This is a genomic window from Aeromonas sp. 2692-1 (genome assembly GCF_013085505.1).
In the GTDB taxonomy this organism is placed as follows: Bacteria; Pseudomonadota; Gammaproteobacteria; order Enterobacterales; family Aeromonadaceae; genus Aeromonas; species Aeromonas hydrophila.
This window is the reverse complement of sequence record NZ_CP038513.1, coordinates 810292-824384: the sequence shown is the minus strand read 5'-3', so window position 1 is coordinate 824384 and position 14093 is coordinate 810292. Positions and strand designations below refer to the sequence as shown.

The following is a 14093-nucleotide window of genomic DNA, read 5'->3' as shown; positions in this document are numbered from 1 at the left end:
CAGGCATAAAAAAACCGGCGCAGAGCGCCGGTAGAAGGGACAAATCGGAGGTTTTTTTGAAAAACGGTCCCAAAAACAGGAGAGATACACTCTCGTCACACATTCAGAAATGGATGTCAGGCACTCAGCGCATAGCTCAGCATGGCTTGCAGCTTGCTGTCGAAGAACCAGGGCAGCAGCACCATCAGCAGCCCGAGCAGACCCATCAGCCGCTGGCGATACTGCCAGCCGGCGATCACCACCAGACCGCCGCAGAGCGTGGTCAGGATGCCTGACATAGGGCAGCCTCCCGCTGGACGCGGCGCTGCTGAGCCCACTGGTTGAGGGCGACCGAGCCCAGGATCAGGGCCAGTGCCACGCCGGTGGTGGACTGGATCTGCTCGCCGAGGAACAGGGCACCCAGCATGACGCCGAACAGCGGCACCAGGTAGTTGCTGAAGGAGGCGAAGGTCGGGCCCGCCTTCTGGATCAGCGCCATGTAGAGGAAGTAGACCAGACCGGTACAGAACACCCCGAGCACCGCGACGGCGCCGATGGCATGCTGGCTCGGCATGGTGAGCGCGCTCAGATCGGTGACGAACGGCGCGGCCAGCAGCAGCTGGATGGCCGAAGAGATCAGGATGTTGCGTGCCACGACCACCGGGTGGTCCTTGGCGAAGCGCTTGATCATCAGCAGCCCGATGGCGAAGCAGCTGGCCCCGAACAGGATGGCCATGGCGCCGAGCAGGCCGGCATTCATGCCGCTGGCCAGTTTCGGCCAGAACAGCACCAGTACGCCGACGAAGCCGATGACCACGGAGACGAGACCGCCCTTGGTGATTTTTTCACCGGAAACCAACAAGGGTGCCATCAGGATGGTGACAAACGGGATACAACCCATTACCACGGCCGCGATGGCGCTATCCACATACTGTTGACCCCAGGCCACCATGATGAAAGGCAGGGTGGCATCGAGCAGGGCGATCAGCATATAGGTACGCCACGGAGTGTGTTCGCTCTTGAGACGCATGAACAGGCAGAGCAGACCCAGGGTCAGGCTGCCACACAAGGCGCGACCCGCTGCCACCATGATGGGGGGCAATTCGGTCACGGCCTGATGCATGAAAATGAACTGGGAGCCCCACAACAGGCCAATCGCCAGCAACAACAGATAGCTACGCATTTTAATCTCCGATGTAATTCGCCTGCGCATTCTATGCAATCTGCTACTATGCCAAAAATGAATTGTCGTCATTCAACCATGGCCAATATCGATGGAACTGCCCCTTTCCCGCCTCGATCTCAACCTGCTCACCGTGTTCGACATGCTGATGCAGGAGCGCAACGTCACCCGTGCCGCCGAGCGGCTGCACCTTTCCCAGTCCACCGTCAGCCATGCGCTGGGGCGGCTGCGAACGGCGCTGGACGACCCCCTGTTCGTGATGAGCCGGCGCGAGATGATGCCGACCGAACGCGCCAAGGCGCTGGCCGGCCCGGTGCGCCAGGCGCTGGCCATGCTGGAGCAGGGGTTGCGGCAGGCCAAGGGGTTCGACCCCGCCAGTGCGCGGCGGATCTTTCGCATCGCCACTCCGGGCTCGGTGGAACACGGCCTGGTGCCGGCGCTGGTGGAGCGGCTGCATCGGCATGCCCCGCACTGCCGGCTGGAGGTATGCGAGCTGGCCGACAGCGACTACGAGCGGGAGCTGGAGAAGGGGGAGCTGGATCTGGTGATCGGCTTCGCCGATGCCAACCACCTCTCGCCCCGGCTGTGGCGCGAACCCTGGTTCAACAACCCGCTGGTCTGTCTGTCGCCCCTTGGCAGCGAGCTGCCTGACGTGCTGGGGCCGGACGATCTGGTCAGCCGGCCCCACATCCATACCTCCAGCTGGGGTCATAGCCAGGCCATGGTGGACCTCTGGCTGGCCCGCTTCGGGGTGGAGCGTGAACTGGGTGTCCGATTACCGAGCTTTATGGCGGTGCCGCCGCTGATGGCCACCGGTCGCTATCTGGTGGTGGTGCCCGAGATGATCGGGCGCCACTTCTGCCGCTACTATCCGCTGCGTCTGCACCAGCTGGACCCCGACATCCCCATCGTCTATCTGATGGCGGGCCACCCGCTCACCGCCCATGACGAGGCGATCGGCTGGTTCAAGGGGTTGTTGCACCGGCTGGCGTTCGAGCGCTACGGCGCGGATGCGCTCGGCAGCCCGGCGCAGCGCGGGGCGGATCAGTTCAATCCGGCGAAGTAGTCGAGCCCCATCGCCCCCTTCACCTCGGCCAGCACCTCGTCGGTCAGGGCGCGCGCCTGCTCGGTACCCTGCTGCAACAGGCGCAGCAGCTGGCGCTTGTCGGCGATGGCCGCCTCGCGCCGTGCCCGCATCGGGGCGAGCAGGGTCTGCAGGCAGTCGTTCAGCACCTGCTTGCAGCGCATGTCCCCCAGCCCGCCGCGCTGGTAGTGGGCCTTCATCTCGGCCACCAGTGCCTTGTCGGGGTGGAAGGCATCGAGATAGGCGAACACCGTATTGCCCTCCACCTGACCCGGATCGCTCACCTTGAGGTGATTGGGGTCGGTGTACATGGCGAACACTGCCTGCTTGATCTCCTCCGCCGACATGCCGAGCTCTATGGTGTTGCCGAGGGACTTGGACATCTTGGCCTTGCCGTCGATGCCGGGCAGGCGGCCGGTGTCGCTCAGAATGGGCTGGCACTCGGTCAACACCTCTTTGCCAACAAGAGTGTTGAAGCGGCGCACTATCTCGTTGGTCTGCTCCAGCATCGGCAGCTGATCCTCGCCCACCGGCACATGGGTGGCACGAAAGGCGGTGATGTCGGCGGCCTGGCTGACCGGGTAGATCAGGAAGCCGGCCGGCAGGCTGCGCTCGAACCCTTTCTGCTGGATCTCCGCCTTGACGGTGGGGTTGCGCTCCAGCCGGGCGACGCTGACCAGGTTGAGGTAATAGGTCGTCAGCTCGGCGAGGGCGGGCAGGGCGCTCTGCAGACAGAAGGTGGTCTTGGCCGGGTCGAGGCCGGCGGCCAGGTAGTCGGCCATCACCTCCAGCACGTGGTCGGTCACCTTGGCCGGGTTGTGGCCATTGTCGGTCAGCGCCTGCAGATCGGCGATCATCACGAACTGGCGGTAATGGTGCTGGGCTTCGACGCGCTGGCGCAGCGAGCCTACGTAGTGGCCGATGTGCAGTTTGCCGGTGGGACGGTCGCCGGTCAGGATAACGGGGTTGTACATGTCACTCTCTCCAGTTGGGTGAGCCGGGAGGCGACAAAGGGATGAAAACAATGACCGCCTCTCGGCGGTCACGGTGTTTTCTTTGGAAAATTTTACATAGAAAAGCAGTGCCGCCTGTTTAAGAGCAGCACCACCAGTAGTTGTGATTGAATGAGGTCATATTCATGGCAAATCAAACTACGCCTGTTTGATCACTTCTGCAAGGGGACGACCAGCAGATCGCAGGGCACGGTATTCATCAGCTGGCGCGCACTCGAAGTGAGCAGGCTCCAGAAGCTCTGGCGGTGGCCGCACACCAGCAGATCGATCTGATAGTCCCTGACCGCCTGGTTGACTCGCTCGCTCAAATCACCGCAGATCACCAGCTTCTTCTCGATGGGGTAGTCCACCGAGGCCAGGAAGGCTTCCAGCTTCTTTTTCGCTTCGGCGATCACCTGATCCTGCACGTTGTCGATGTCGATATCGATCATCTCGGTGTAGAGATCCTTGAGGTCCACATCGACATGGATCACCGACAGCTTGGCGCCGTTGGAGCGGGCCCGGTCGACCGCCTTCTCGATCACCTTGCGGTTGTCTTCCGACAGGTCGATCGCGGCCAGTATGTGTTTGTAATAGGTTCCATTCATGGGAGTTCTCCTCACTGATCCTGAGTCCACTATACCAATGTCTGCTGAAACTAAAATGGTGTCCCCGGCACAGTTTTGGGATTTAAACGAGTTTCTTATGGAGCTTGTCGCCGACGGCAGGCAATAAACTGGCTATAAATCGAACAGGAGTTTGAAGCAGGTCACACCCGCCGGCTTGCCCGCGGCCGGTGACAGGCATAGGATGTGCCCGTGCTTCGCAATGAACACAAAACAACAAAAAGCATCTGAATACCGCTTTGGGGAGCCTCGCGCTCCCTTTTGTTTTTCTGCCGCCTTCTCGCCGATATTCCGCCCGACATCAAGGTAATCCCGCCTCGCTTGGTTATGCTGTAGCCAGTTCCTTTGGCAGACCGTCGCCGGCCATTGAACACCGGATCCCGGTTGGATACGGGCCGGTCTGCGACCGTCATTTCGCGTATCGTATTGATTCCTTGGAGACTCCTTGATGATCATTCACCCACAGATCCAGGGCTGCGTCGCCCGCAACTGTCATCCCATCGGCTGCCGTGCCGCCGTGCTGCAGCAGATCGAGCGGATCCGGGCGGCGGGCCCGTTCGACGGGCCGAAACGGGTGTTGGTGCTGGGTGCCTCGTCCGGCTTCGGGCTGGCGTCGCGCATCGCTCTGACCTTCGGGGCCGGGGCCGACACCGTTGGCGTGTCGTTCGAGCGGGGCCCCTCCGACAAGGGGCCGGGCAGCGCCGGCTGGTACAACAACATCTGGTTTCGCAAGGAGGCGGAGCAGGCCGGCCGCATCGCCATCAATCTGATCGGGGATGCCTTCTCCACCGGGATGCGCCAGCAGGCCATCGACACCATCCGCCAGCAGCTGGGGCAGGTGGATCTGGTGATCTACTCGCTGGCGAGCGGCATCCGGGTGTTGCCTGACGGCACGCAAGTGCGCTCCGTGCTCAAGACCACCGGCCAGCCATTCAGCGGCTGGGGACTGGATCTGGAACACGACACCCTGGTGCAGCAGTCGCTGGATCCGGCCACCCCGGAGGAGATCCGCGACACCGTCAGCGTGATGGGCGGCGAGGACTGGCAGCTCTGGTTGCAGGCGCTGCAGCAGGCGGATTGCCTCGCGCCCGGCGCGCAAACCGTGGCCTACTCCTATATCGGCCCCGAATCCACCTACCCCCTCTATCGGGACGGCACCATCGGCTATGCCAAGGAGCACCTGCACGCCACCGCCGAGACCATCAATCTGCAGCTGGCGGAGATTGGCGGCCACGCCTGGGTGTCGGTCTGCAAGGCGCTGGTGACCAAGGCGAGCGCCTACATTCCGGTGCTGCCGGTCTATCTGGGCCTGCTGATGGGGGTGATGAAGGAGCGCGGCGTGCACGAGGGCTGCATCGAGCAGATGCAGCGGCTGTTTGCCACCAAGATGTACGGCCCGCAAGGGGTGGTGGCCGACGGTAACCGGCTGATCCGGATGGATGACCACGAACTGGACCCGGCCATTCAGGCCGCCGTCTCGGCGCTCTGGTCCAAGGTGACGCCGGACAACTTCCACGCGCTGGGGGATTTTGCCGGGCTGCGCCAGGATTTCATGCAGCTCAACGGCTTCGAGCTGCCGGGCGTCGACTACGGCGCGCCGGTGGATCTGGCCTCGCTCAGCGAGCTGCTGCCCTGAGCCAGGGGGGCTGAGGGTCAGGCCACGCTGCTGGCCAGGGCCTCCGGCTCCTCCTGATTGATCGGCTCAGCGGCCAGGATGGTCTGGTTGCGGCCCTGGCGCTTGGCCTGATACATGGCCATGTCGGCCCGGTGGATAAGCTGGCCCAGCCCGTCATCGGCGGTCGAACGGCCGGCTACCCCGATGCTGATGGTCATGCGGGGTTTGTCGATCTGGCCGATGCGCTGGCGTAGCTGCTCTGCCAGATACCAGCAATCCGCCGCCGGCAGCGGCACCGCCACCAGAAACTCCTCGCCGCCCCAGCGCCCGACCAGTTGCAGGTCGGGTGCCCAGGATCTCAGCTCCCGCGCCAGCCGCTGAATGGCCCTGTCTCCCGCCTGATGGCCATGACGGTCGTTGATCTGCTTGAAGTGATCTATGTCGATGATCAGCAGGGTGAGCGGGCCCTCTTGCTGCCACTGGGTAGCCAGCCGTTCCAGCAGCGCGCGGCGATTGGGCAGCTCGGTCAGCTGATCGAAAGTGGCCAGCTTGTAGAGGTGGCGCGAGCTGCGGTGCAGCCGGTGGGTGGTGACGCCCAGCAGCAGCAGGGCACTGGCCAGCAGGCCGACCAGCGCCAGCTGGTAGTGGCGGGCGCTCTGCTGATGCAGCAGCTGTTGGCGCTTGTTCTCGTTCTCCTGCTGCAGCACCCGGTTGCTGGCCTCGCTGCGGGCCAGATCCATCTCGGCCTGGAAGGCGGCGGCATGCTGGCTCAGGGTCTGGTTGAAGTGCTGCTTGTAGTCGTTCACGTATTCATTGAGCGCCTGGTAGGCCTCGGGGTAGCGCCCCTGATCCGCCAGCAGGCTGGCCTGCAAGGCCTTGCTGCCGGCACCGGCAGGCCCCTGGCTGGTCAGCAGTTGCAGCGCCAGCTGCTTCTCGCCGCTGCCCTGCAGTGCCCTGGCCCGGGTCTCCAGCAGGCGCACCCCGGCTTCCGGGTAGCCCAGTTGCTGATAGAGCGCCTGCGCCTCGTCCAGGGCGCGCAGGGCGCCGGCCCAGTCGCGCTCGGCATTGAGCGCCATGGCCTGATAGCCGAGGATGATGGCACGGTAGTCCGGTGCCAGCGTTGGGTTGGCCAGCAGATTGTCCAGCAGCCGTCTGGCCTGGGCGGGGCGATCGGTATCGATATAGAGCCGTGCCATGTTGGCCCGGATGATGGTCTGGCTGTTGGGTTCGTCCAGCTGCACCATGCGCTGCAGCGCCTCCAGGTAATAGCTTTCGGCCTCCCGTGCCAGATTGAGGTCGGCATAGAGGTTGCCGAGGGTCATCAGCAGGCGGGCGCACTGCAGGCTGGCGATGGTGGAGTTTGGTATCGTCTGCTTGAGGCGAAAGGCGGTCTTGAGCTCGGCGATCGCCGCACTGAGCTGCTGGGTGCGATAGAGCGCGAGCCCGTTCAGGGCGTGCCACTCGGAGGTCTGCTGCGGATGGCCGGCGACGGCGGGTTTGAGCTGCTCCAGCAGGGTGAGCGCCTGATCCGGCGCTTCGGTATCCAGGGTGAGGGCGATCTGCTGCAAGCGGAAGTCGAGCAGGCGCAGGGTCTCCTGCTGGGCACTGGCCAGCCCGCGGGCACGGGCGTTGTCGAGCAGGGCTTGCGGATAGCGCCCCAGCGCGGCCTGGGCCAGGGCTCTGGCGTAAAACTGCTCCATGTCCTGCTGCGGGTTGGCGTCGAGGCGTTGCAGATAGCCGACGGGATCGCGCGCCGCCTGCAGTTCAGCCTCTTTCAGCAAGGAGGGAGTGGCCTGCAGCTGGGTCATCCAGAGCAGCGCCAGTGCCATTATGAATCTCATTGAATCCTTTCCCCGACCACTGGCGCCATCATAATGGCTGAATCCACCTACACCATGTTTCTTTGCTTCTCTATAACCGTATGGGGGATAGGATGAGGCGAAAAGCTGTCACAACTGAGAGCTTGGGCAGCGGTATCTGGTTGCTTCATAACGAAACTGTGGCGACAATCGTGACCAAATCACAGTGGAGAATCATCATGTTGGCCAAAGCCATGATCGAGAAGTTGAACGAGCAGATTAATCTTGAATTCTATTCCTCCAACCTCTACCTGCAGATGAGCGCCTGGTGCGAGGACAAGGGCTTCGAGGGGGCGGCCAACTTCCTGCGCCAGCACGCCGTCGAGGAGCGTCAGCACATGGAGCGCCTGTTCACCTACGTGAGCGAGACCGGTGCCATGCCGCTGCTGGGCGCCATCGATGCCCCTCCCCACGAGTTCAAGTCGCTGGGCGACATCTTCCGCACCACCCTCGAGCACGAATACCACATCACCAAGTGCATCAACGGCCTGGCCCACGTGGCGTTCACCACCCAGGACTACTCCACCTTCAACTTCCTGCAGTGGTACGTGGCCGAGCAGCATGAAGAGGAGAAGCTGTTCAAGAGCATCGTCGACCGCCTGTCGCTGGTGGGTGAAGATGGCAAGGGTCTCTACTTCATCGACAAGGAGCTGGCCGAGCTGGCCAAGGGCGCCCCTGCCAGCATCATGGATGGCAATGCCTGATAGTCGTGGACACTTAGTGTTCAGCCAGTACAATGACGGCCCCTCTTAACGAGGGGCCGTTTTCTATTGCGGCAGCCATGAAACCGCAGTGCTGGTTGCTGCCGGATACAATGACGGTCTTCGTATAAAAGGGCCGTTTTTCTTTTGATGAGTGAGTGATGATGAAGCAGTTTGATGTGGTGGTGATCGGCGCCGGGGCGGCCGGATTGATGTGTGCGGCCCAGGCCGGTTATCGGGGCCGCTCCGTGCTGGTGCTCGACAACGCCAAGAAGCCGGGCCGCAAGATCCTCATCAGCGGTGGCGGCCGTTGCAACTTCACCAACCATCAGGCCAGTCCCCACGCCTTTCTCTCGGCCAACCCCCACTTCTGCAAGTCGGCGCTGGCGCGCTACACCCAGCAGGATTTCATCGATCTGGTGGACCGGCACGGCCTGAGCTATCACGAGAAGACCCTGGGCCAGCTGTTCTGTGACGAGAGCGCCAAGGAGATCGTCGACATCCTGCTGACCGAGTGCGACTGGGCCGGCGTCACACTACAGTTCCAGACCGAGATCCTCACCGTCAGCAAGACCGATGACGGTTTCGTGCTGACCACCAGTCAGGGGGAGATCAGCTGCCACTCGCTGGTGGTGGCCACCGGCGGCCTCTCCATGCCGAAACTCGGTGCCACTCCCTACGGCTTCAAGCTGGCGGAGCAGTTCGGCCTCAAGGTGCTGCCTACTCGCGCCGGCCTGGTGCCCTTTACCCTGCATCAGGCCGAGAAAGAGGCCTTCGCCGATCTGGCCGGGGTCAGCCTGCCGGTGGCGGTGACCGCCGAGGATGGCACCTGTTTCAAGGAGGCCATGCTGTTCACCCATCGCGGTCTCTCGGGCCCGGCCATCCTGCAGATCTCCTCCTTCTGGCTGGCGGGGGAGAAGATCCACATCAACCTGCTGCCGGAGCTCGACATCGCCGCCACCCTCCGGGAGTGGGCCCAGGCCCATCCCGCCCAGGAGCTGAAAACCGTGCTGGGGCGCGAGCTGCCCAAGCGCTTCGTCGACAAGCTGGTGGAGCTGGGCCAGTTGGTCAGCAAGCCGATGCGCCAGTACAACGAGCGGGAGCTGGAGGCCGTGGCTACCCTGCTGGGGGATTGGCAGATCCTGCCCAACGGCACCGAGGGTTATCGCACCGCCGAAGTGACCCTGGGGGGGGTGGATACCAACGATCTCTCCTCCAAGACCATGGAGGCGCGCAAGGTGGCCGGTCTCTACTTCATCGGCGAGGTGGTGGACGTGACTGGCTGGCTCGGTGGCTACAACTTCCAGTGGGCCTGGTCCTCCGGTTGGGTAGCCGGCCAGTACTGCTGATAGAGGCTGCTTCTATATCGTCGATGAGCGCGATAGCGGCCTTTGGGGGGCAACTTCCAGTGGGCCTGGTCATCGGGCTGGGTGGCTGGCCAGTACTGCTGACCAACCATCGCACTCATCCACTTCAGACGCGGCCGCTCAGGCCGCGTTTTTTATGGGTGGTATCCCTCACGGGGTGGCCCGTTCCCCCTTTCTAAGAGTCGGCAAGAACGCGGTCAGCAAGCCGATGAGCGGCAGGTAGGCGCAGATCTGGTACACGGTTTCGATGCTGGTGGCATCGGCCAGCTGGCCCAGCAGGGCCGCCCCTATACCCCCCATGCCGAAGGCGAAACCGAAGAACAGGCCTGAGATGGTGCCGACCTTGCCGGGGACCAGCTCCTGGGCGTAGACCAGGATGGCGGAGAAGGCCGAGGCCAGGATCAGGCCGATGATGACCGAGAGCACCGAGGTCCAGAACAGGTCGACGTGGGGCAGCAGCAGGGTGAAGGGGGCGACGCCGAGGATGGAGATCCAGATCACCCGCTTGCGGCCGATGCGATCGCCAATTGGCCCGCCGAGGACGGTACCCGCCGCGACGGCAAACAGGAAGGCGAACAGATAGAGCTGGGCGCTGTCCAGCGACAGGCTGAACTTGTCCATCAGGTAGAAGGTGTAATAGCTGCTCAGGCTGGCCATGTAGAAGAATTTGGAGAACATCAGCAGGCCGAGGATGGCCAGCGACCAGCCGATCTGGCGGCGGCTCAGGCCGTGACCGAGGTGCGCCTTCATCCGTTTATGGAAGTTGGCGGCGTGATGGCTGGACCAGCGCCCGACCAGGCTGAGCACGATGACGCCGACCAGGGCGAACAGCGAGAACCAGGCCGCGCTGTCCTGGCCCTGCGGCACTATGATCAGCGCGGCGAGCAGCGGGCCTATGGCCGATCCCAGATTGCCGCCGATCTGGAACAGCGATTGGGCCAGTCCAGGCTGACTGCCGGCCGCCATGCGGGCGACCCGGGAAGATTCCGGGTGGAACACCGATGAGCCGATGCCGATCAGCATGGCCGACAGCAGCACGGCGCCGAAGCTGGCCGCCTGCGACAACGACAGCAAGCCGATCATCGTAAAGCCCATGCCGAACGGCAATGAATAGGGCATGGGCCGGCGGTCGGTGTAGAGGCCGATCAGCGGCTGCAACAAGGAACCCGTGAACTGGTAGGTGAGGGTGATGAGGCCGATCTGGGCGAACGACAGGTTGAGGCCGAGCTTGAGCAGCGGATAGATGGCCAGCAGCACAGACTGCATCATGTCGTTCAACAGGTGCGAGAAGCTGATGGCGGCGATCACCGGATAGGTGGTGCGATTCAAGGCGTCGTGCGCGGTAGCGGCGGCGAGTGGCTGATCGGTACTGAGGCTCTTTTCCATGAGGGCGGGTTCTGTGAGTCTGGGTATGGCTTAACATGCCTGATCCCGACGCGTCTGGACACCACAAAGTGGGGCGGGAAGAGTGCCGTGAGAGAATGGGGCGAGCGATCACGGATCGGCACTTGTGCTCGGCGGGCGGCGGATTAGTATAGAAAGCCGTCGCTGTGTTATCCGGGTTACCACCCGCCATGGAGGGAACATGTTCGAAAGCCTGGGAGTCATCAATGTCTGGACCTGTTTGAGCGGGCTGTTTTCCAGGTCCAGAGGGGCGCGCCATGTTTGAGAGTCTGGGGGTTATCAATGTCTGGACTTATCTGGTCGGGCTCTTCTTCATCATCATAGCGCCGGGGCCCAACTCGATTTATGTGCTGCGCACCGGGGCGAGCCGCGGCGTCGGCCCCGGCTACCAGGCGGCCCTCGGGGTCTTCGTCGGCGACGCCATCCTGATCTTCTGCGCTTATCTGGGCATCGCCTCCCTCATTCGTACCACCCCCTTGCTGTTTACCCTGGTGCGCTACCTGGGGGCCCTCTATCTGCTCTATCTCGGGGTGAAGATCCTGCACGCCAACTTCATCGCCAGGCGGGAAGGGCAGGCGTCCGTGGTCGAGCACGGCGAGCGCTACTTCTCCAAGGCGCTCACCTTGAGCCTCACCAACCCCAAGGCGATCCTGTTCTACGTCTCCTTCTTCGTGCAGTTTGTCGACTTCAACTACGCCCACACCTGGGTCTCCTACCTGGTGCTGGCGAGCATGCTGGAGGCTATGAGCTTCGTCTATCTGACCCTGTTGATCTTCGGCGGCACCCTGATGGCCCGCTTCTTCGCGCGCAAGGTACGCCTCGCCAAACTCGGCAATGGCCTGATCGGTCTCTTCTTTATGGGCTTCGCCGCCCGTCTGGCGACCCTGTCGTCCTGACCGGCCTGCGGGCCTGCCAAGCCATGGACGCCCGGTGCCGGGCGTCTAGTCTGGCCAGCAATCCTTGCCAACCCGTACAAAACGGGATTGATGCACGATCAGCTTCTGATTGCCAGACTGGCTGATCTTGGGATTGCGATAGGTCTCGCCGGGCAGCAGATATTTGTTGTCTGCCATGCTGTCCGGCTGGTCACACCCCTGTTTCACCATGAACTCAAAGAAGCTGTTGCCGGTATTGGTGATGCTGCCCGCCACCTGATCGAGACGATATTCGAACCGTTCCTGGCGGGGCCTCACCACCAGAATGGATTGCAGCGCTATGGTCATTTCGACCGCACTGCGTTTGCCTGCGTTATCGGGTATGCCGGCCTGTGCCACCGGCACCTCGGTGAAAACGACCCGGTAGTAGCGCTCCTGCCTATCGCCTGGCCCCTTGTAATAGAGTTTGACGTGTTTCCGCTGGTCCGGATGCAACACAAACCGCTTGGGGGCGAACAGCAGTTCGCCAGGGGCCATGGGTAGAATGGCCTCGTCCGCTGTCGGACTGGTGATGCGATACGCCGCCAGCTCGTAGAGCTTGGGTGTGCTGGCGTTGTTGGTGACGGTGCGGGAGATGAACTCTTCATCGTGCTCCATGATGGCTGTCATGGGGCCTATGTCGATGGCCCATGCCTGGGGGCCGGCAAGCAGCAGAGCCGTCAGCAGAGTCAAACTGCGCGCCAGGTTTTTCATCATTGTCCTGAGATCCATGTTGATTGCTAACGCCAGCTGCCCTTGATGGTCAGGGTGCCGCTCTGGTGCCGTTCTCCTTCCCACATGCTGCCCTCCGTGGTTTGTGCCGCCCTTGGATCGGTCAGATCAAAGTCCAGCTTGAGCAGATAGAAGCGGGTAATACCCGGGTTCCCGTTGGGATCTATCCAATTGTGAGCCGGTTGACTGTCTTTGATGGCGAGTGTCCTGATATTGACCGGCACCCGGTCACAGCCGATCGGATGGCGGTAGTTGGCACCATAGCGGGTGGAGTCGAACACCAGCCTGGCGGGGATGGGCACGGCACTCTCAGGTTCCTGGCTATCGGCCGGGTAGAAGGTGCAGTACCCCTGATAAGGAGTTCCCTTGTCCTGGGCCAGGCTCATCTCCAGCACGTCGGCCGAGACGGGGCCGCTGTCCGAGATATTGTATTGGAACGACAGCACATCCTTGCCGATTTGTCCCTCACGATAGGGATTGGTGATCCCTTCGGACGAGAGGATGGAAACGCTGAAGTGGCGTGGCTTGATGATGATTTCCGTGGTGCCGCTGAACTCGTAATAGCCACTCTCGGGGGCGTGAGCATTGCGCATATTGAAGTTGATCAGATCCCGGGTCAGCCGATCCTGCAAACCCAGCCGTACGACCTGCTTGAAGAAGTTGCCCGAAAGAAACAGGGAGACGGATTGCTGGTTCTTTAGGTAGCGAGCCGTGTAGTCATAGCCATTCCAGGCCCAGTTGGTCATGTTGGCGGTGACTTGCACATCGGTGGCCGAGATGGCTGACTTGAGGCCTGCATCCTTGATATTGGTAAACAGATAGATGGGGTCGAAGGTCTGGCTGCCATCTTCGATGAAGGAGTAATCGAGGAAGCGGCACAACACCCCGCTGACGTTATTCAGCACATAGTTCTCGCAGCCGCGGGAGCCCGGCAATACATAGGGATTGCCGTTGCTGTCGACGGTCACTTCGCTGATGGCGTTGGTCTGGGTGAACTTGATATGACCCGCCTTCTTGTGTTCAATCTTGCGAACATACCAGTAGCCACTTGCCTGATCCTTGCAGCGCGCCCCTGTAGCTGCGTTGAAGCTGACCAAGGTGGCGCACAGGTTCATTTCACGCAGCAGTTTGCTGCCGACCGGCATGCTTCTCAGGTAGTCGAAGAAACTGGCACTCAGCTTGGCATGGCCCCAACCCGCTGCCGCGCCCAGCAGGCCGTAGAAGCCCTTGCCATCGACGACGGCAGGTTTGTTGACAGCCTCGGCCGTGTTGGGATCGCAGCGGGTGTAGCTCATGATGCAGCGCTGGTTGATGTAGGGCTGGTTGATGGGCCCCTCTTCCCACATGTCGACGTTCCAGTTGTTGATGTCGGTGTTATAGCCGTTGTCGACATAGGCCAGGCTGACCTGGCGGGTGCCCTTGAGGGAGGTCCAGGCGTTGGCTCCGCTGAGGCGGGGATCGAGGGCATCGGTCGGGGCGACAAACAGGTTGCTGTCTTCCTGGTTTTCGATAAACAGAAAATTGCGTAGCGGCGCATCGCCCCAGACGGTCTTGGAGACGGCGGCCTGGGTGCCGGCACTGGCGAGCATGCCGCCGATAAAGCAGGCCGAGATAACTATTTTCGTCATTTTCATGCC

General features: G+C 62.2%; 13 protein-coding genes. 5 read left to right on the top strand and 8 right to left on the bottom strand.

Annotated features, from left to right (window positions below; translation table 11 throughout):
* Nucleotides 1-116: 116 nt before the first annotated feature.
* Both E5E97_RS04075 and E5E97_RS04070 read right to left on the bottom strand, forming a co-directional pair.
* On the bottom strand, nt 117-278 hold the full coding sequence (locus E5E97_RS04075) for a hypothetical protein (protein WP_016348904.1): 162 nt from the start codon (nt 276-278) through the stop codon (nt 117-119).
* On the bottom strand, nt 263-1162 hold the full coding sequence (locus E5E97_RS04070) for a DMT family transporter (RefSeq protein ID WP_016348905.1): 900 nt from the start codon (nt 1160-1162) through the stop codon (nt 263-265). Before E5E97_RS04070 ends, E5E97_RS04075 begins: the two co-directional genes overlap by 16 nt.
* A 91-nt stretch (nt 1163-1253) precedes the next feature.
* Between E5E97_RS04070 and E5E97_RS04065 the strand changes: the two genes are divergently transcribed.
* Nucleotides 1254-2228 carry a LysR family transcriptional regulator gene (locus tag E5E97_RS04065; protein ID WP_011704088.1) on the top strand — a complete coding sequence of 325 codons (975 nt, stop codon included), beginning with the start codon at nt 1254-1256 and terminating at the stop codon, nt 2226-2228.
* On the opposite strand, the gene trpS is transcribed toward E5E97_RS04065, so the two are convergent.
* Both trpS and E5E97_RS04055 read right to left on the bottom strand, forming a co-directional pair.
* Nucleotides 2207-3220, bottom strand: coding sequence for a tryptophan--tRNA ligase (gene trpS, locus E5E97_RS04060; protein WP_171279902.1), 1014 nt, complete (start codon nt 3218-3220; stop codon nt 2207-2209). The genes E5E97_RS04065 and trpS overlap by 22 nt on opposite strands.
* 191 nt (nt 3221-3411) lie before the next feature.
* Nucleotides 3412-3846, bottom strand: a complete 435-nt coding sequence (locus tag E5E97_RS04055) for a universal stress protein (protein ID WP_171279901.1) — start codon at nt 3844-3846, stop codon at nt 3412-3414.
* A gap of 466 nt (nt 3847-4312) precedes the next feature.
* On the opposite strand from E5E97_RS04055, the gene fabV reads away from it, so the two are divergent.
* Entirely contained in the window at nt 4313-5500 is a 1188-nt protein-coding gene (gene fabV / locus E5E97_RS04050) for an enoyl-ACP reductase FabV (RefSeq protein WP_044798716.1), read from the top strand.
* Nucleotides 5501-5517: 17 nt separating this feature from the next.
* Here the strand turns inward: fabV and E5E97_RS04045 are convergent, their stop codons facing one another.
* Nucleotides 5518-7308, bottom strand: coding sequence for a GGDEF domain-containing protein (locus tag E5E97_RS04045; RefSeq protein WP_065474977.1), 1791 nt, complete (start codon nt 7306-7308; stop codon nt 5518-5520).
* 209 nt (nt 7309-7517) lie between these two features.
* On the opposite strand from E5E97_RS04045, the gene ftnA reads away from it, so the two are divergent.
* Both ftnA and E5E97_RS04035 read left to right on the top strand, forming a co-directional pair.
* A complete protein-coding gene (ftnA, locus tag E5E97_RS04040) occupies nt 7518-8042 on the top strand; it encodes a non-heme ferritin (protein ID WP_016348910.1) in 525 nt (174 codons plus the stop codon).
* 161 nt (nt 8043-8203) lie between these two features.
* Entirely contained in the window at nt 8204-9388 is a 1185-nt protein-coding gene (locus E5E97_RS04035) for an NAD(P)/FAD-dependent oxidoreductase (protein ID WP_171281195.1), read from the top strand.
* A gap of 168 nt (nt 9389-9556) precedes the next feature.
* On the opposite strand, the gene E5E97_RS04030 is transcribed toward E5E97_RS04035, so the two are convergent.
* Nucleotides 9557-10792, bottom strand: a complete 1236-nt coding sequence (locus E5E97_RS04030) for an MFS transporter (RefSeq protein WP_171279900.1) — start codon at nt 10790-10792, stop codon at nt 9557-9559.
* A 275-nt stretch (nt 10793-11067) separates the two neighbouring features.
* On the opposite strand from E5E97_RS04030, the gene leuE reads away from it, so the two are divergent.
* On the top strand, nt 11068-11706 hold the full coding sequence (gene leuE, locus E5E97_RS04025; RefSeq protein ID WP_044798721.1) for a leucine efflux protein LeuE: 639 nt from the start codon (nt 11068-11070) through the stop codon (nt 11704-11706).
* Nucleotides 11707-11751: 45 nt separating this feature from the next.
* Here the strand turns inward: leuE and E5E97_RS04020 are convergent, their stop codons facing one another.
* Together E5E97_RS04020 and E5E97_RS04015 are read right to left on the bottom strand one after the other, a co-directional pair.
* The gene (locus E5E97_RS04020) at nt 11752-12438 is read right to left on the bottom strand and encodes a fimbria/pilus periplasmic chaperone (RefSeq protein ID WP_171281194.1); all 687 of its coding nucleotides are present in this window, start codon (nt 12436-12438) and stop codon (nt 11752-11754) included.
* A 26-nt stretch (nt 12439-12464) separates the two neighbouring features.
* Entirely contained in the window at nt 12465-14090 is a 1626-nt protein-coding gene (locus E5E97_RS04015; protein WP_171279899.1) for a hypothetical protein, read from the bottom strand.
* Between the last annotated feature and the right edge of the window lie 3 nt (nt 14091-14093).

Bases quoted from the DNA above. Each gene is read 5' to 3' on its own strand.
- E5E97_RS04075 (WP_016348904.1), bottom strand. From the start codon at position 278: ATGTCAGGCATCCTGACCACGCTCTGCGGCGGTCTGGTGGTGATCGCC.
- E5E97_RS04070 (WP_016348905.1), bottom strand. From the start codon at position 1,162: ATGCGTAGCTATCTGTTGTTGCTGGCGATTGGCCTGTTGTGGGGCTCC.
- E5E97_RS04065 (WP_011704088.1), top strand. From the start codon at position 1,254: ATGGAACTGCCCCTTTCCCGCCTCGATCTCAACCTGCTCACCGTGTTC.
- trpS (WP_171279902.1), bottom strand. From the start codon at position 3,220: ATGTACAACCCCGTTATCCTGACCGGCGACCGTCCCACCGGCAAACTG.
- E5E97_RS04055 (WP_171279901.1), bottom strand. From the start codon at position 3,846: ATGAATGGAACCTATTACAAACACATACTGGCCGCGATCGACCTGTCG.
- fabV (WP_044798716.1), top strand. From the start codon at position 4,313: ATGATCATTCACCCACAGATCCAGGGCTGCGTCGCCCGCAACTGTCAT.
- E5E97_RS04045 (WP_065474977.1), bottom strand. From the start codon at position 7,308: ATGGCACTGGCGCTGCTCTGGATGACCCAGCTGCAGGCCACTCCCTCC.
- ftnA (WP_016348910.1), top strand. From the start codon at position 7,518: ATGTTGGCCAAAGCCATGATCGAGAAGTTGAACGAGCAGATTAATCTT.
- E5E97_RS04035 (WP_171281195.1), top strand. From the start codon at position 8,204: ATGAAGCAGTTTGATGTGGTGGTGATCGGCGCCGGGGCGGCCGGATTG.
- E5E97_RS04030 (WP_171279900.1), bottom strand. From the start codon at position 10,792: ATGGAAAAGAGCCTCAGTACCGATCAGCCACTCGCCGCCGCTACCGCG.
- leuE (WP_044798721.1), top strand. From the start codon at position 11,068: ATGTTTGAGAGTCTGGGGGTTATCAATGTCTGGACTTATCTGGTCGGG.
- E5E97_RS04020 (WP_171281194.1), bottom strand. From the start codon at position 12,438: ATGAAAAACCTGGCGCGCAGTTTGACTCTGCTGACGGCTCTGCTGCTT.
- E5E97_RS04015 (WP_171279899.1), bottom strand. From the start codon at position 14,090: ATGAAAATGACGAAAATAGTTATCTCGGCCTGCTTTATCGGCGGCATG.